Origin of the sequence: Allokutzneria oryzae (genome assembly GCF_042429765.1) — a bacterium.
In the GTDB taxonomy this organism is placed as follows: domain Bacteria; phylum Actinomycetota; class Actinomycetes; order Mycobacteriales; family Pseudonocardiaceae; genus Allokutzneria; species Allokutzneria oryzae.
In genome coordinates, this window is the sequence record NZ_JBHLZU010000011.1 from 124,955 (window position 1) to 139,938 (window position 14,984).

Annotated in this window: 17 protein-coding genes and 3 tRNA genes; 12 read left to right on the plus strand and 8 right to left on the minus strand. The window is 70.3% G+C overall.

Going from position 1 to position 14,984, the window contains the following annotated elements; all coding sequences use genetic code 11:
* The first annotated feature begins 11 nt into the window (after nt 1–11).
* The 6 genes from ACFFQA_RS14425 to ACFFQA_RS14450 all read left to right on the plus strand — a co-directional run bounded on the left by ACFFQA_RS14425 (nt 12) and on the right by ACFFQA_RS14450 (nt 5,763).
* Complete coding sequence (locus ACFFQA_RS14425) at nt 12–710, plus strand: ABC transporter ATP-binding protein (protein ID WP_377852639.1); 699 nt, start codon at nt 12–14, stop codon at nt 708–710.
* Nucleotides 707–2,965 carry an FtsX-like permease family protein gene (locus ACFFQA_RS14430; RefSeq protein ID WP_377852414.1) on the plus strand — a complete coding sequence of 753 codons (2,259 nt, stop codon included), beginning with the start codon at nt 707–709 and terminating at the stop codon, nt 2,963–2,965. The genes ACFFQA_RS14425 and ACFFQA_RS14430 overlap by 4 nt, the downstream gene beginning before the upstream one ends.
* Before the next feature lie 228 nt (nt 2,966–3,193).
* On the plus strand, nt 3,194–3,409 hold the full coding sequence (locus ACFFQA_RS14435; RefSeq protein WP_377852415.1) for a hypothetical protein: 216 nt from the start codon (nt 3,194–3,196) through the stop codon (nt 3,407–3,409).
* 196 nt (nt 3,410–3,605) lie between these two features.
* A complete protein-coding gene (locus ACFFQA_RS14440) occupies nt 3,606–4,067 on the plus strand; it encodes a hypothetical protein (RefSeq protein WP_377852416.1) in 462 nt (153 codons plus the stop codon).
* 165 nt (nt 4,068–4,232) lie between these two features.
* A complete protein-coding gene (locus ACFFQA_RS14445; RefSeq protein WP_377852417.1) occupies nt 4,233–4,910 on the plus strand; it encodes a response regulator transcription factor in 678 nt (225 codons plus the stop codon).
* A gap of 19 nt (nt 4,911–4,929) precedes the next feature.
* Entirely contained in the window at nt 4,930–5,763 is an 834-nt protein-coding gene (locus ACFFQA_RS14450; RefSeq protein ID WP_377852418.1) for an LLM class F420-dependent oxidoreductase, read from the plus strand.
* Between the two features lie 25 nt (nt 5,764–5,788).
* On the opposite strand, the gene ACFFQA_RS14455 is transcribed toward ACFFQA_RS14450, so the two are convergent.
* From ACFFQA_RS14455 to ACFFQA_RS14470, 4 genes are all read right to left on the minus strand, one after another.
* Nucleotides 5,789–6,088, minus strand: coding sequence for a hypothetical protein (locus tag ACFFQA_RS14455; RefSeq protein WP_377852419.1), 300 nt, complete (start codon nt 6,086–6,088; stop codon nt 5,789–5,791).
* Nucleotides 6,089–6,364: 276 nt separating this feature from the next.
* Nucleotides 6,365–6,511, minus strand: coding sequence for a hypothetical protein (locus ACFFQA_RS14460; RefSeq protein ID WP_377852420.1), 147 nt, complete (start codon nt 6,509–6,511; stop codon nt 6,365–6,367).
* A complete protein-coding gene (locus ACFFQA_RS14465; protein ID WP_377852640.1) occupies nt 6,508–6,690 on the minus strand; it encodes a heavy-metal-associated domain-containing protein in 183 nt (60 codons plus the stop codon). The genes ACFFQA_RS14460 and ACFFQA_RS14465 overlap by 4 nt, the downstream gene beginning before the upstream one ends.
* Nucleotides 6,691–6,734: 44 nt before the next feature.
* Nucleotides 6,735–7,052 (minus strand): metal-sensitive transcriptional regulator, encoded by a 318-nt coding sequence (locus tag ACFFQA_RS14470; RefSeq protein ID WP_377852421.1) that lies wholly within the window; start codon nt 7,050–7,052, stop codon nt 6,735–6,737.
* Nucleotides 7,053–7,357: 305 nt separating this feature from the next.
* Between ACFFQA_RS14470 and ACFFQA_RS14475 the strand changes: the two genes are divergently transcribed.
* Nucleotides 7,358–7,519, plus strand: coding sequence for a hypothetical protein (locus ACFFQA_RS14475; protein WP_377852422.1), 162 nt, complete (start codon nt 7,358–7,360; stop codon nt 7,517–7,519).
* A gap of 343 nt (nt 7,520–7,862) precedes the next feature.
* Here the strand turns inward: ACFFQA_RS14475 and ACFFQA_RS14480 are convergent, their stop codons facing one another.
* The gene (locus ACFFQA_RS14480; protein WP_377852424.1) at nt 7,863–8,663 is read right to left on the minus strand and encodes an SDR family oxidoreductase; all 801 of its coding nucleotides are present in this window, start codon (nt 8,661–8,663) and stop codon (nt 7,863–7,865) included.
* Between the two features lie 152 nt (nt 8,664–8,815).
* Here ACFFQA_RS14480 and ACFFQA_RS14485 point away from each other — a divergent pair.
* The 4 genes from ACFFQA_RS14485 to ACFFQA_RS14500 all read left to right on the plus strand — a co-directional run bounded on the left by ACFFQA_RS14485 (nt 8,816) and on the right by ACFFQA_RS14500 (nt 10,251).
* Nucleotides 8,816–8,888 (plus strand) — tRNA-Glu (locus ACFFQA_RS14485).
* A 36-nt stretch (nt 8,889–8,924) separates the two neighbouring features.
* Nucleotides 8,925–9,001, plus strand: a tRNA-Asp gene (locus tag ACFFQA_RS14490).
* A gap of 23 nt (nt 9,002–9,024) precedes the next feature.
* Nucleotides 9,025–9,098, plus strand: a tRNA-Phe gene (locus ACFFQA_RS14495).
* A gap of 145 nt (nt 9,099–9,243) precedes the next feature.
* Nucleotides 9,244–10,251, plus strand: coding sequence for an HNH endonuclease (locus ACFFQA_RS14500; RefSeq protein ID WP_377852426.1), 1,008 nt, complete (start codon nt 9,244–9,246; stop codon nt 10,249–10,251).
* Between the two features lie 480 nt (nt 10,252–10,731).
* Here ACFFQA_RS14500 and ACFFQA_RS14505 read toward each other — a convergent pair whose 3' ends face one another.
* Together ACFFQA_RS14505 and yczE are read right to left on the minus strand one after the other, a co-directional pair.
* Nucleotides 10,732–11,583 carry a protein phosphatase 2C domain-containing protein gene (locus ACFFQA_RS14505; protein WP_377852428.1) on the minus strand — a complete coding sequence of 284 codons (852 nt, stop codon included), beginning with the start codon at nt 11,581–11,583 and terminating at the stop codon, nt 10,732–10,734.
* Between the two features lie 36 nt (nt 11,584–11,619).
* Nucleotides 11,620–12,261 carry a membrane protein YczE gene (gene yczE / locus ACFFQA_RS14510; protein WP_377852430.1) on the minus strand — a complete coding sequence of 214 codons (642 nt, stop codon included), beginning with the start codon at nt 12,259–12,261 and terminating at the stop codon, nt 11,620–11,622.
* A 61-nt stretch (nt 12,262–12,322) separates the two neighbouring features.
* On the opposite strand from yczE, the gene yczR reads away from it, so the two are divergent.
* Nucleotides 12,323–13,768, plus strand: a complete 1,446-nt coding sequence (gene yczR / locus ACFFQA_RS14515; RefSeq protein WP_377852432.1) for a MocR-like transcription factor YczR — start codon at nt 12,323–12,325, stop codon at nt 13,766–13,768.
* Between the two features lies 1 nt (nt 13,769).
* Here yczR and ACFFQA_RS14520 read toward each other — a convergent pair whose 3' ends face one another.
* On the minus strand, nt 13,770–14,978 hold the full coding sequence (locus tag ACFFQA_RS14520; RefSeq protein WP_377852641.1) for a DUF445 domain-containing protein: 1,209 nt from the start codon (nt 14,976–14,978) through the stop codon (nt 13,770–13,772).
* Nucleotides 14,979–14,984: the final 6 nt, after the last annotated feature.

Genomic DNA, 14,984 nt, shown 5'->3' on the forward strand with positions numbered 1-14,984 from the left:
TGACAGAACCGATGGGGCAGACCCCCTTTGCCGACCGCCAGCCCATCCTCGTCGGACAGGGCCTGGTCAAGCGCTACGGGCAGACCCACGCGCTGGCCGGGGTGGACATCGCGGTCACCATCGGCGAGGTCGTCGCCATCGTCGGTCCGTCCGGCTCCGGCAAGTCCACGCTGCTGCACGTGCTGGCCGGGATCCTGCCCGCGGACGGCGGTGACGTCCTGGTCGCGGGTCGCCCGATCACGCGGCTGGGCGAGGGGGAGCGCAGCAAGCTCCGCCGTTCCGCGTTCGGGTTCGTCTTCCAGGCGGGCATGCTCGTCTCCGAGCTGACCGCGGAGGAGAACGTGGCGCTGCCGCTGCTGCTCGCGGGCGGCTCCAAGAAGCAGGCGATGAGCACCGCCCAGGAGTGGCTGATCAGGCTCGGCCTCGGTGGCATGGAGCACCGCCGCCCCGGTGAGCTCTCCGGCGGCCAGGCCCAGCGGGTTGCCATCGCCAGGGCGCTCGCCCACCGCCCCCGGGTGATCTTCGCCGACGAGCCGACCGGCGCGCTGGACTCGCGCACCGGCGAAGAGACGATCAGCGCGCTGCTGCAGGCCGCGAAGGCCACCGGCGCCGCGGTCGTCATCGTCACGCACGACCCGAACGTCGCCGCCCGCGCCCAGCGCGTCGTCGAGATCACCGACGGCCGGATCGCCGTGCGAGCCGCCGCGTGAACCCCTTCCAACTGGCCCTCCGCGTCCTGCGGGCCGACTCCCGCAGCCGCGCCTCCGCGCTGTTCACCGCGCTCGGGGTCGCGGTCGGCGTCGCACTGGTCGTCTGGCTGGCCGCGATGCCCGGCGCGATCCAGAACCGCGCCGACCGGGAGAGCTGGCGCAGCCAGTACTACAGCAGCAGCGCCGAGCAGAACGAGGCCGCCAAGGCGGTCCTGGTCGTCAAGACCAAGGACGACGTCGGCGGCAGCCGCATCGAGCGCTTCGACGTCGCCGCGCTGCGGCCGGGCGTCGAGGTCGCGCCCGGCATTCCCAAGGTGCCCGGCCCCGGCGAGGTCTACCTCTCCCCGGCGCTGGCCGAGCTCGCCGCCGAGCGGCCCGCCGAGCAGCTGGCCGACCGGTTCCCCGGCAAGGTCGTCGGCGCCGTCGGCGACGAGGCGCTGAGCTTCCCGGACGAGCTCGTCGCCATCGTCGGGCACGCGCCGCAGGACATGCCGGAAGGCGCGGTGGCGCGCGCCGACCTCAAGCGGATGCCGATGGGCGGCAACATCGACGAGCTCCTGCTGCTGCTCTCCCAGATCGGCCTGATCATCCTGATCGTGCCCTGCCTGGTGCTGGTCGCGTCGGCGGCGCGGCTCACGGCGGCGCGCCGGGAGCGCAGGCTGGCCGCGCTGCGACTGGCCGGGGCCACTCCGCGGCAGGTCATCTGGATGACCGTCGCGGAGACCGCGGTCGCCTCGGTGGCGGGCACCGTGCTCGGCCTGCTGATCGGCATCCCGCTGCGCTCGCTCACCGCGCAGATCTCCTGGGACGGCGGCACCTGGTTCCCGTCGGACTTCACCCCGAACGTCCTGCTGGTGGTCGGGGTCCTGGTGCTCGCACCGGTGCTGGTGTCCGCGGCGGCCGTGCTCGGCCTGCGCCGGGTTCTCAACCGGCCGCTCGGCGCCGCCAACCAGCACACCAAGCGGCAGCCCAGCGTCGCGCGGCTGCTGATGATCTTCGCGGCGGGCGCGGTCTTCTTCGTCGGTCTCGGCATGGCCCAGACCCGTGGCGGCACCACGTTCTTCGTGCTGGTCGGCCTTGCCGCCGTCGCGATCGCCCTGGTGTTCATCGGCCCCCTGGCGACCTCGTGGGTCGGCAAGCTGTTCACCAGCGCCTGGCGCACCCCGGCGACGCTGCTCGCCGGGCGCAGGCTGCGCGATGACCCCAAGGCCGCCTTCCGCGCCTCCTCCGGCGTCGTGCTCGCGGTCTTCGCCGGGTCGCTCGCGCTGACCATGTTCCCCGGACTGGAGTCCCGGATCGGCCACAGCGACGACACGTGGAAGGACGGCGTGATCGTCGCCGACGCCTCCGGCGTCCGGTCGCAGCAGGTCAGCGCGCTGCGCGCGGATCTGGCCACACGCGGGCTCACCGCGCCGGTGCTGGCGGTCGGCGAGGGCCGGATCGGCGGGACGGACGACGGCTCCGGCGCGTCCGCCACCGCGATGGTGATCAGCTGCGCCGACGCGGTGAAGGTCCGGCCGATCGACATCTCCGCCTGCCAGGAGGGCCCGGCGATCTACGTGCCGTCCGGCTTCCGGTTCGACGCCGGCGAGATCGTCTTCCGCGGCTACGGCGTGGGGGCGGAGAAACCGTCCAGGGTCTCCCTGCCCGCCCAGGTCGCGGTGCGCGAGTACCGCCCGAACGGCAACGGCCGCAGCGCGGTCTTCGTCGACCCGGCCCTGGTCCCGCGGGACTCCCTGTCCGTCGGCTCGGTCGTGGTGCTCAGCTCGCCGCAGAACGAGGCGGTCGTGCGCACCGCGATCGTGCGGAACCTGATCGGCGCGATGATCTACAGCAACGACGCGTACGACGCCCGGTCGAGCACCCTGCTCGGCGACCTGCGCCGGGTGACCGTGATCGGGCTGGCGATCGCCACCGTGCTCGGCGGGATGAGCGCCGGGGTCGCCGCCGCCGGGTCGGTGGTGGACCGCAGACGCACGTTCGGGGCGCTGATCGCCGCGGGAACCCCGGTGAACGTGCTGGTCAGGGCACTGCGCAGGGAGGCGATGCTGCCCGCGCTCGTCGCGACGGTCGGCGCCGGCGTCGCGGGCGGTCTTGTCGGAGCCGGACTCCTCACGCTCGCTCGGGGCGAGCTGGAGCTGAGTCTGTGGGTGGTCACGCCTGCGGTGCTGGGCCTGGTCGTTGCCCTGCTCGCCGCGGCCGCCTGCGGGCCGGTCCTGCGTAAGGTGACCGCCCGCGCGTACGCCGAGGAGTAGTCCCCGGCGTGCACCCCCTCGCGGTGGGGGCTTGGGCCGGCATCGGGGGTCGGCCCAAGCCCCCATCGCGCTGGTGCCCTGTCAGGGTTGTCCCCATCGGCCGAACGGCGAGCGAGGGACTGGCCGGACGGCCGGGGTGGAACCGGCCGCTCAGCTGATCCGAAGACCCCAGCTGACCAGCGATTCTTGTGGTGTCACGCCGGAGAGCGAGCACACGAGGAGCATCCGATGGTCACCATGATCGTTACCTGGGTCGGTATCGCCGCCGCCATGGCCGTTCTCGTGCTGATGGCGCTGTCGGACCACATGAACGACAACGCCCAGCCCGCTGGTCGCATCGCCCCCAAGCAGGCCAGGAAGACGCTGCACCGCCCGGCGGCCGCCCCGGTCGCGCGCCGCACCGTCGCCGCCCCGCGCTCGGCACACCTGCCGACCGCCGCCTGAGCCACGGCCCGAGCGCCCGCCGACCGCGTCCGCGGCGCGGGGTGTCCATCAACTGACCTCATAACCCCACCAACCGCTGTCCATGCGGTCCCGCGTCTGAATATCCTTCGAAGCCCCTGGTGCGGTTGCCGCTCCAGGCACCACGACTCGGGACTCATGGATGGCCTCGACTGAAGAACCCTTACGGTCGTTACCGATGAACCAGATGCCCGCCGGTGACGCCGCCCCCCGCAGGCGCAGGCGGATGAGCAGGCGGACGAAGACGGTGCTCAACGTCGTCGCCGGAGCTGTGCTGGTCGTCGGCGTCATGGTGGCGATCGGCGCCTGCTGGCTGTTCCGGGAGGCGGAGAGCATGGCGATCACCAGGACCGCCTTCGAGTCCGTCTCGGTCGGCCAGGCCGAGCCTGCCGCCAAGAAGCTGCTGCCCTACGGCCAGTCCAAGATCGCAACGAAGCTCGCCCGCAAGGCGGGCCTGACCGCCAAGGACCGCGGCGCCTGCCGGCACTACCTCTCCCGCGACGAGCGCGCCGCCCAGCCGGGCCACATCCTCGTCTACCGCATCTGCTTCGCGGCCGACGCCGTCGCGGCGAAGTCCCGCCTGGAGGTCGGCAACCTCTCCCCGCGCCCACCGCACCCGGTGGACAAGGCTTCGCACTGACCGGTGAACATCACCCGGATAGGGGATAGTTCACACAAGAACTGCCGCGGTTTCGCGTGATGAGCCGTTCCCCGCTCGCTCTTACCTGATGACGGGACTCCCCACCGCCGAGCAGGCGAGGGGTCCCCCGAGGTCAGGCGGCGAGAGGGGAACGCGGTGGAACAGGTGACGCTCAGGGCTCGGGTGCCCGCCGCCAGGACACCACGCAAGACCATCGCGCGAGTGGCGCACGTCGACACCGTCCCGCTCTTCCAGCAGGGGGTCGCCACCGTGCTGCGCCGCGATCCGCGCACGGAATGGGTCGGCATGGCCGGCTCCGCCGGCGCCGCGGTGACCCTGTGCCAGAACGGCAGACCCGACGTGCTGCTGCTCGACGCCGACGTGGACCCCGGCTCCCACCTGTGCCGCCTGCTCAGCGGGCTGCACCCGGACATGGTCGTGGTGACGCTGTTCCGGCAGAGCGCGCGCAGCGGCGGCGAGGTCGAGCGCGCGCGGCAGGCGGGCTCCCGCGGGTTCCTGCCCCGCGAGATCGACCCCAACCGCCTGCCGATGGCCCTGACCCTCGCGCTGGAGAACGGCTTCTACATCGAGCCCGGCATCAGCCCCCTGCTGAAGAACAGCGGCCACGCCAAGCACAGCGGTTCCCTGCTCTCCCGCCGTGAGCAGGAGGTGCTCGGCCTGATCGCGGAGGGCATGACCGCCAAGGGCATCGGCAACCGGCTCGGCGTCTCCGAGGAGACGGTCAAGACCCACATCCGCCGGATACTGCGCAAACTGGAGGCGAGGGACCGCGCCCACGCGGTCGCTCGTGCCTTCCACGCCGGGGTGCTCACACCCCGCTGAGCCCCAGGGAGCGTCACCGGTGCAGTTCGGCGGCTACACGTTCGTCACCGATGAGGGAATCCACCCGGCAGAGCTGGCCAGGGCACTGGAGGAGCGGGGGTTCACCTCGTTCTTCGTGCCCGAGCACACCCACATGCCCGTCGAGCACACGCCGTACCCCGGGGGCGGTGAGGTGCCGAGGCCGTACTTCCGCTCGCTCGACCCGCTGGTGACCCTCGCGACGGCGGCCGCGGTGACCGAGCGGCTGGTGCTGGGCACCTCGATCGCCCTGGTGATCCAGCGGGACCCGATCATCCTGGCCAAGGAGGTCGCCAGCCTCGACCACCTCTCCGGCGGCCGGGTCGAGCTCGGCGTCGGCGCGGGCTGGAACCGGCCGGAGATCGCCAACCACGGGGTGGACCCGGCGCGGCGGCTGCGCGTGCTGCGCGAGCGCGTGCTGGCGATGAAGGAGATCTGGACGTCGGAGCGCGCGGAGTTCCACGGCGAGCACGTGGACTTCGCCCCGATGTACTCCTGGCCCAAGCCGGTGCGCGCGCCGCATCCGCCTGTCCTGCTGGGTGGCTGGGGCCCGACGACCTTCGAGCGGATCACCGACTACGCGGACGGCTGGATCGCTCCGCCGCCCTTCGGCCCGGAGAAGCTGGCCGAGGGCGTCGCGGAGCTGCGCCGACGTGCTGAGGAAAAGGGGAGGCCACGACCGACGGTCACGGCCTACGTGCACGGACCCGATCAGCGGGTGATCGACGGCTTCGGCGAGGCGGGGGTCGACCGGCTGCTGCTGAGCCTGCCGGCCGCCGGGCGCGAGGAGAGCCTGCGCCGGCTCGACGAGTTCGTCACGCGGATCGCGATCTGAGTCCGGGAGACGGGGGGCCTGCGGATCAGACCAGGTTGTTCTGGCGGGCTTCCCATTCGAGGCGCTGCATGACCCACTCCTGGGCCAGGGCCGTCGGCGAGGTCTGCCGCATCTCGGCGAGCTCGCGGAGCTGCTCGTTCGCCATCAGCTGCAGGCGCAGCTGGAGGACCTGGGCGGTGCCGAAGCGGCGTCCGGTCCCGGTGGTCTCGACATCTGCTTCGGGGGCCAGTGCGGCGAGGTAGGAGTCCAGCTCGTTGTCGGGAGCCAGGGTCTCCGGTTGCGGCACTGGCGAGCGATGGCGTCCGGTCTTCATTCGTCCAAGCACGACGGAGAGGGTAACGGCTGGATTGCGAGCCGGTGTGGTCCGTGACGTGTGTCACGGGCAGACGTCTCGGGCATTCTCCCGCACGCATGGAGAGGCCCCCGCGCCAGGGGGAGGAACGCGGGGGCCGGAGGGGATCTCCACAGGCGCTGACCGGGGGGTGTCAGCGGTTCAGATTGTTGCACGCGCACGCGTCCGTTGACAGGGGAAGAATTCAACTTTTTTGGCCAAGTTCTTTCGAAGCACCCCGTCTGATCGGCGCGTATCAACCCTTCAAGATCACTTCCCGTTGGGCTGCTGTTGCTGCAGCTCGGCCTTCGAGGGCCTGGTGTCGACCGTCCCGAGCGCCAGCCCCGCGCCGACCACGGCGGCCAGCGCGACGGCGAGCGCGACGACCGCGACCACCGGGCGCGTCCGGCTCGTCACGACCCGCTCGCGACCGCGTACCCGGCCTCGGTGACCGCCGCGTCGACCTCGGCGTCGGACAGTTCTCGGGTGCTGGTCACGGTGACCGTGCCGGAGCTCAGCTCGACGTCGACGGCGGTCACGCCGGCCACCTCGGACAGCTCTTCGGTCACCGAGGCGACGCAGTGCCCGCATGTCATGCCGGTGACCACGTAGTTGCTGGTCACGGTGTTGGTGCTCACGCTCACGAACTCTCTCCTGGGTGTCTCTGCGACTTGACCAACCGGGCGATGGCCTCGGCGGCCTCCCTGACCTTCTCCTGTGCGGCGGCGTCGCTGGTCCGCGCGGCCTGGGGCACGCAGCCGGCCATGTGCTCCTCGAACAGTTCCAGCGCGACGGACTGCAACGTCCTGGTCGCGACGCCCTGGGCGAGCACGTCGACGCAGTAGGTGTCCTCGTCCACCATGCGCTGGAGCCCGCGCACCTGTCCCTCCACCCGGCGAAGGCGGCGGAGGTGGGCGTCCTTGCGCTTGGCGTACGGCCAGGAACCGCTGTCGCTCATGACGGAATGTACCCCCGAGGGGTATTGAAGGTCGGCCGAACCGAATGACCCACCCCAGTCTCCCGCGCGCCCGGTGGTCCGGCACTCGCGGGGGCGTGGTCGCTGAATCGAAACCGGAGTGCACCCCAGATGGTTACTCAGGGTTTTGACTGAATCACTCTGCGGGGGGCTGCGATCGGTTCTAGCGGTAGATAACCTGCGCCGGAAGCCCAAGTCGGGGAGGCGCGATGTACGGGTCGCTCGAAGTCAAAAAGTTCTTGTGGGAACAGGGTGAGTCGGTCAGCAGGCAGTCGGGCGGAGTGCCCATGCCGCGTAATGGCGACCCCTCACGGATCTCGGACGAGCAGGTGCACAGGGCCAGGGTCGCGGTCGCCCGCGGGGCCTTAGGAGCCGAGGACTGCCGGATGCTGCTGGACATGCTCGGGCTGGTTCCCGGGGAGGACGGTGTGCCACCGGTCCAACGCTGACCTGGGCTGGAGATGTCTTAGTAGGACTGGAGAAGTGAGGTGGGGACAGCTCGGCTTGGGCCGGTGTCCCCACCTCACCTCGTTCGCGGGACGCTCCCGTGTCACTCGTCCCGCCTGGTGCGGCTCCCCCGAGACGCGCACCCCCCGGGCGCATCTGCTCCACCGAACGACCCGGTTGATCCTTTGCGTCTTTCGGGGCTTTTTCGAAAGATACCTGTGCGCTGCTTTGGCGGCAATCGCAGTTATTTGTCATCGCCCGGTCGCGATTCGTGACCGCAATAGGCCAAATCGGTATTGATTCCCCGCGTCGCGTGTCGGCGCCATTACTTCCCGTGTTCGCCGTTCACATCCGGAGTCCCCAGCCGCCGTCACTGACGAGTGTCTGCCCGGTTATCCAGGCCCCCGCGTCCGTCACCAGCCAGCCGATCAGGTCCGCGGTGTCGCCCGGCTGCCCCCAGCGCCCCATCGGCATCCGCCCGGCCACCCGGTCCCGTGTCTCCTCGGTGGCCCACCCGGTGTCAACCGGGCCGGGGTTCACGCAGTTCACGGTCACTCTCTTCGGTGCGAGAGCGCCCGCCAGGCTCGCGGTCACCTGCTGCAGGGCGCCCTTGGAGGCGACGTAGGGCAGCTCGTTCGGCATCGCGCCGTAGTGCTGCCCGGAGGTGAACAGGACGATCCGTCCGCCCGGTCGGTCGTGGTCGCGCACGGCGTCGAAGCGCTGCGTGAGCAACAGCGACCCCCGAACGTTCACGGCGTAGGTCAGGTCGAGCTCGGCAGCGGTCAGCTCGGTCAGGCCCTGTTCGCTGCTGCGCGCGTGAGCCGCCACCACGATGTCGATCGCGCCGAACGCGGCCACGGTCGCGTCGACCACCGCGGCGGGCGCCTCGGGGTCGGCGAAGTCGGCAGCCACGTGCTCGATTCGCCCAGCTCCCTCGGGCAGTCGCCGCCGCAGTTCCTCGATGACGTAGATCACACCAAGTGGGTCGGCACCCCAGGGTTGGTCGGCGTCATGGGGCTCCCACGAGTGCGCGAGCACATCCGCTCCGAGGCTCGCCAAGCGCTCTGCCACGGCAAACGCGATTCCGGCCCGCCTGCTGACCCCGGTCACGAGCGCGGTTCTGCCGCGCAGGGGGAACTCCCGCATGAGCTCAGCCTGTCAGCTCCGACAAGTCCTTTTCGCAGGTCAGGGTCCTTGGGGACCCCCGTTTTGTATTTGCTGGACCCTCTGCCCTATGCTTTCGGTACTCCCAACGGACAGCCGGGAGGCAAGGTCGGGTTGGTCACCGAACTGGCCTGGTCCCCATCGTCTAGCGGCCTAGGACTCCGCCCTTTCAAGGCGGCAGCGCGGGTTCGAATCCCGTTGGGGGCACGCAGTACCGTAGTTCGCAGTAAGGAAATGCCACGAGGCCCCGTGGCGCAGTTGGTTAGCGCGTCGCCCTGTCACGGCGAAGGTCGCGGGTTCGAGTCCCGTCGGGGTCGCCAAGCTCCCAGGTTTCTGGGAGCAAGGCCAGGTAGCTCAGTTGGTACGAGCGACCGCCTGAAAAGCGGTAGGTCGGCGGTTCGACCCCGCCCCTGGCCACAACACATGAGCTGCGAAAAGAAGCCCCAGCCGCATCGGCTGGGGCTTCTGTCGTTCCTGGGGCTCGTTCTGCGCGACGTGTGGTGCGGGACCGGGTGGGCCGACGATCTTTTTCAGCGTTGCTCTAGCAAATAAGCTACTTGCTATGGGCTCCTCTGACCTCACCGCTGCGGCGGTCCTTGCCGCAGTCCACGAGTTCGATCGCCTTGGCAGAGAAGCGTTCCTGGCGCGGTACGGCTACCACGAGAACCGCTGGTACCTGCTGAAGCACGACGGCCGGGAGTATGACGTGGCGACCATCGTGGGGGCTGCGTACGGGTATCTGCCCGGCGGTTCGCCAGTCGAGGGCACCGATCCCCTCCCTGATAAGCGAGCCAAGGAGATCTTGGAAGGACTCACGTTCTCCGTCCAGGAGGTTCGAGGTCCTGCCTGGACTCGCGAGGAGATCATCCTCGCCTGCGACTTGTTGAAGCAGAACGGCTGGCGCGCCCTGAGCACCGACGACGACCGAGTGATCGAGCTGTCGAAGACTTTGCAGAAGCTCGGCGCGCACCCGGCGGAGGTGCGGGGGCCGAAGTACCGCAACCTCAACGGGGTCAAACGTAAGACGGCCGACCTCGCAACTCGCCTTCCTGGTTATCCGGGAAAGCAGACCAGGGGTAACAGGCTGGACAGTGAGGTGCTCCTGGACTTCCTCGAACGCCCTGAGGAGATGGAAGAGGTCGCCCGCGGCATCCTCCGAGGCGTGGAGAACGGCGAGTTCGAAGGGCTTCCCGATCTCCCGGACGATGAGGACGGCGATGGTGCTGACGAGGGACGGCTGCTGCTGCGGCGTCACCTCGTGCGAGAGCGCAACCGGCCGTTGCGGAACAAGAAGATCAACTCTGTGCTGCGGGAGAAGAACTGCTTGGAGTGCGAGGTTTGCGGCTTCGACTTTGAGAAGGTCTACGGTGATCGGGGAGCCAGGTTCGCCGAGTGCCACCACGCCGTTCCGCTCCACGTGTCTGGCGAAGTGCAGAGCAAGCTCGACGATCTGGTCATCCTGTGTTCGAACTGCCACAGGATGATCCACCGGGGACGCCGGTGGCTGACCCCGCCAGAGCTGCGTGAGCTCGTGCTGGCCCGTCGCGAGCGCGCCGCGCCGGCGGTGTGAGCGCGTGCCGCCAGAAACGCACAACTCTGTAACTTACATCGATGTACGTTTATCCTGGCTGGGTGAGCTTCTACGGGCGAGCACCACATAGGAGCTCAAGCCTAGGGAGGTCCTCCACGTGGTAACACCACCGCACCGCCCCCTGGCACCCACACCCACGCGCCCCTCGTTTCGCGTTATGGAGCCTTAGCGCGAAACGAGAGTGCTCTTTTGCGCGTTAAGTTTCCATAGCGCGAAACCCCGGCCACGCCAGTCGGCCCACGCGCGCACGGGGGCATGGGAGCAACACGGGGCTACTCCCTGAACGCTCACTCTGAAACTGAAAAGCGGTAGGTCGGCGGTTCGACCCCGCCCCTGGCCACAACACATGAACATCACGAACCCCCACCGGATCCGGTGGGGGTTCGTTTGTTTTCCGTCCCGCTCCCTCGCACCCCCGTGGTCTTTCGCACGAGAACGGGGGTGGAGTGCGGCGGGCGGTCAGCGCATGAAGTCCGGGAGCCAGTCGTCGTCGAAGTGGATCAGGACGAGAGCCTGGTCGTCGTGCAGCTTCGGCCGGGGCCAGCGCTTGCCGTCCGGGTCTGAGGCCTCCGCCGTGCGGACCGCGTCCAGGACCGCGTGCAGTCCTTCATCGGAGGCCTGGTCGAGCAGGGCGGTCCAGTCGGCGAACAGGCCGTAGTCGTCCACGCCGCAGGAGACGCCGTCGCTGGCCATCACCACGCTCTGCACCTGGTCTCTCGGCCAGCTGGACCGGATCGCCTGTCTTGCCGCGGCCGGGTCGGCCTCGGCGACCCAGAAACCGCCCTCGCGGTTGCGCCACGCGCCGACCTCCGCCGCCGAGGAGCGCAGCAGCTCCACGTGCTCCTCGCCGTACCCGCCGCCTTCGCGGAGGTGCTCGCGGTAGCTGCTGCTGGGGCGGGGCAGGTTGGCCAGCCGGGTGTCGCTGACCACGTGCACGTCGCCGATGGTGAAGGTCACCACCGGGCTGTCGGCGAGGACCAGGGCGTCGACGTGGTCGTCGGTCCAGCGCACCATCGCCACGGTGCTCGACGGGGAGCTGCCCGGCTTGAGGCTGTAGTCCTCGGCCATCGTGCCGATCGCCGTCTCCAGCAGTTCGGTGAGGTCGACCGAGGGGTCCCTGCTCAGCCCGCGCCGGAGGTAGTCGCCGAGGCACTCGGCGTACCAGCCCCCGGAGCGGGCGCGTGGTTGCAGCGTGGTCGCGCCGTCGAGCAGGACGACGGCATGGGGGAGCACGACTATCTGGTCCTCGTTGGCTCGCACGTCGCCGTCGATGCGGACGCCGGCGCGCTCAGCCATGTCGATCAGCGGCACCCCTCGACATTAGAGGGCGGAACCGACAACGAAGATCTACGAGGCCGTTTGCACCCGGGTGGGCGCACGCAATGCCACGGATGGCAGAAAGAACTGCACCGCCGGTCCAATGCCCAGCGCGTAGAGCACCGTGCCCACGCCGACGGTGCCGCCGAGCAGCCAGCCGAGCACCAGAACGCTCAGCTCGATTCCGGTGCGCACCAAGCGGATCGAGGCACCGGTCCGCGCGGCGAGACCGGTCATCAGGCCGTCGCGCGGGCCGGGGCCGAGCCGGGCGCCGACGTAGACCGCGCAGGCGAGGCCGTTGAGCACCACGCTGGCCACCATCGCGACGACCTGGGCCCACAGGACGGTCACCTCGGGCAGGAGGGCCAGGGTCGCGTCCACCGCGAGTGCGATCACGACGACGTTGGCCACCGTGCCGATGCCCGGCACCTGCCGCAGCGGTAACCAGGCCAGCAGGACCACCAGGCCGGTGATCGCCGTGACCGTGCCGAAGCTCAGGCCGATGCGCGTGGTGAGGCCCTCGTGCAGCACGTCCCACGGGTCCAGGCCCAGGCCCGCCCGCACCATCAGCCCCATGCTCGCGCCGTAGAGGGCGAGACCGGCGAAGAGCTGGGTGAAGCGGCGGAGGGGCCGGTAGGAGAGCGGGAGGGCGCTGAGGTCCACGGATGCCATGCCGCCATCCTGCGAAGCGATTGGCCTTTACTTCGAGAGCCAATTCTGAACAATTGGCCGCATGGGTGTCTCTCTTCCGGCGGGAAGCCGGATCGCGGGCGGTCGATTGGCCGGTTTCCTGGGATCGTGGCGGCGGCCGGACGGCCGGGGCGCCGCCGTGGACCTCGCCGCGGCGCTGCGGCTGCTGATCCTGGACGGGCGGTTGCCGGTCGGCACCCGGCTGCCCGCCGAGCGCGAGCTCGCCGAGGCGCTCGGCGTCAGCCGCACCCTGGTCACCGCGGCCATGGACGCGCTGCGGGACGCGGGCATGGTCGCCAGCAGGCGCGGCGCGGGCTCGTGGATCTCGGTGCCCGGCAAGGAACCCGACCTGACGGGCTGGGCGCTGCACCCGCCGCCGGAGGTCATCGACATGGCGCACGCGTCGCCGTTCGCGCCGCCGGAGCTGGCCGCCGCGGTCGACCGAGCCCGGCTGCGGCTGCCCGAGCTGCTGCCCAGCCACGGCTACCACTCCTTCGGGCTGCCGGAGACGCGGGAGCTCATCGCGCGGCGCTACACCGAGCGCGGCCTGCCGACGACGCCCGACCAGGTCATGATCACCAATGGGGCGCAGCACGCGCTCGCGCTGGTGTTGCGGCTGCACGTCGGCCCGGGGCAGCGGGTGCTCGTGGACAACCCGACCTATCCCTCCGCCGTGGACGGGATCAGGGCGGCGCACGCGCTGCCGGTCGCGGTTCCGCTCGGTCCGGACGGCTGGGACCTGGACAGCGTCGAGGCCACCCTGCGCCAAGCCGCACCGAGGCTGGCCTACTTCGTCGTGGACTTCCAGAACCCCACCGGCCTGCGGATGCCGGCGGCGGACCGGGAGCGGCTGGCGGCGGCGCTGCGCCGGACCAGGACGCTGACCATGGTGGACGAGACCCTGGTCGAGCTGGACCTGGAGGGCGACCCGCTGGACGGCCCGCCGCCGTTGTCCGCCTTCGCCGAGGACTGGGTCGTCGCGGCCGGGTCGGCGAGCAAGGCGTACTGGGGCGGGCTGCGGCTGGGCTGGCTGCGCGCGCCCGTGGAGCTGGTGCACCGGTTGGCGGAGGCCCGGCCCTCGCTCGACCTCGGCTCCCCGGCCTTCGAGCAGCTCGTGCTCGGCGAGCTGCTCGCCGAGGGCGACACCGTGCTCGCGCCGCGCAGGAAGGAGTTCGCGCACCGCAGGGACATGATGATCGGCCTGCTCGCCGAGCACTGTCCTGAGTGGACGGTCGATCGGCCTGGAGGTGGGCTGAACCTCTGGTGTGACTTGGGAAAGCCACTGAGCACCCAGCTGGCGATGGCCGTGAACCGGCTCGGTGTGCAGGTCGTTCCCGGCTCGCGCTTCGCCGCGCACGGCGGGTTGGAGCACTGGATGCGGCTGCCCTACACGCTGCCGGAGGACCAGCTCACCGAGGCCGTCCGCCGCATCGGCCTCGCCTGGAACGGCCTGGCTGAGCCGGCTCGGTCGTCGATCGGAATCGCCTGAGCTACAACAGGATCTGACTGACCGTGTGGATCAGCAGCCCGGCGAGCGCGCCGACAACGGTGCCGTTGATCCGGATGAACTGCAGGTCCCGCCCGACCTGGATCTCGATCTTGCGCGAGGCCTCCTCCGCGTCCCAGCGCTGCACGGTCTCGGTGATCAGCCCGCTGATCTCGTTCCGGTAGTTGACCACCACGTACATCGCGGCGCCCTCCAGCCAGCCGTCGGACTTCGCCCGCAGCGCCGGGTCGGAGACCAGCCGGTCGCCGAGCTTGAGCAGCCCGTCCCGCAGCCGCTTCCGCAGCTCGCTCGACGGGTCCTCGGCGGCGGCCAGCAGCATCTTCTTGGCCGCGCTCCACGCAGATCCGGTCAGCTTCTGCGCGTCGGGGTGGGCGAGCACCTGCTGCTTGAGCTGCTCGGCGCGCTCCATCGTCTCCGGATCGCGCTGGAGGTCGTCGGCGAACTCGGTGAGGAACTTGTCGATCGCCTCGCGCATCGGGTGGTCCGGGTCGGCGCGCACCTTGGCGGTGAACTTCACCAGCTCCTTGTTCACCCGCTCCGCGAGCAGGCTGTCCATGAACTTCGGCGACCAGCTCGGCGCGCGGTCGCTGACCAGTTTGGACACCGCGTCGGGGTGGTCGCGGACCCACTCGTGCGCGCGGTCGCAGAGCAGGTCCACCAGCCGGTGGTGGGTGCCGTCGGCGAACATCTGGCCGAGCAGCCTGCCCAGCGGCGGTCCCCACGGGCGGTCGACGATCTTGCGCAGCACGGCCTGCTCCAGCACCGCCTGCACGTCCTCGTCACGCAGGACGGCGACCGCGCCCCGCACGATGGTCGCGGCTTCCGCGGTGACCCGGTCCGCGTGCTCCGGCTTGGCCAGCCACTCGCCGAGCCTGGCGGAGAAGCCGACCCGCCGCAGCTTGTCCCGCACCACGTCCTCGGACAGGAAGTTCGTCTCGACGAAGGTGCCGAGGTTGCGGCCGAGGTCGTCCTTGCGGGTCGGGATGATCGCGGTGTGCGGGATCGGCAGCCCGAGCGGGCGGCGGAACAGCGCGGTCACCGCGAACCAGTCGGCGAGCGCGCCGACCATGCCCGCTTCGGCCGCCGACCGGACGTAGCCGACCCAGCCGGGAGCGCCGAGTGACTCCTGCCACCTGGTGACGGCGAAGACGAGCGTGGCCCCGAGCAGGAAGCACAGCGCCACCAGCTTCATCCTGCG

Excerpts from the sequence above, each read along its gene's own strand:
- ACFFQA_RS14425 (WP_377852639.1), top strand. The coding sequence starts at position 12 with ATGGGGCAGACCCCCTTTGCCGACCGCCAGCCCATCCTCGTCGGACAG.
- ACFFQA_RS14435 (WP_377852415.1), top strand. The coding sequence starts at position 3,194 with ATGGTCACCATGATCGTTACCTGGGTCGGTATCGCCGCCGCCATGGCC.
- ACFFQA_RS14440 (WP_377852416.1), top strand. The coding sequence starts at position 3,606 with ATGAACCAGATGCCCGCCGGTGACGCCGCCCCCCGCAGGCGCAGGCGG.
- ACFFQA_RS14465 (WP_377852640.1), bottom strand. The coding sequence starts at position 6,690 with ATGACATGCGGGCACTGCGTCGCCTCGGTGACCGAAGAGCTGTCCGAG.
- ACFFQA_RS14470 (WP_377852421.1), bottom strand. The coding sequence starts at position 7,052 with ATGAGCGACAGCGGTTCCTGGCCGTACGCCAAGCGCAAGGACGCCCAC.
- ACFFQA_RS14475 (WP_377852422.1), top strand. The coding sequence starts at position 7,358 with ATGCCGCGTAATGGCGACCCCTCACGGATCTCGGACGAGCAGGTGCAC.
- ACFFQA_RS14480 (WP_377852424.1), bottom strand. The coding sequence starts at position 8,663 with ATGCGGGAGTTCCCCCTGCGCGGCAGAACCGCGCTCGTGACCGGGGTC.
- ACFFQA_RS14500 (WP_377852426.1), top strand. The coding sequence starts at position 9,244 with ATGGGCTCCTCTGACCTCACCGCTGCGGCGGTCCTTGCCGCAGTCCAC.
- yczE (WP_377852430.1), bottom strand. The coding sequence starts at position 12,261 with ATGGCATCCGTGGACCTCAGCGCCCTCCCGCTCTCCTACCGGCCCCTC.
- yczR (WP_377852432.1), top strand. The coding sequence starts at position 12,323 with ATGGGTGTCTCTCTTCCGGCGGGAAGCCGGATCGCGGGCGGTCGATTG.
- ACFFQA_RS14520 (WP_377852641.1), bottom strand. The coding sequence starts at position 14,978 with ATGAAGCTGGTGGCGCTGTGCTTCCTGCTCGGGGCCACGCTCGTCTTC.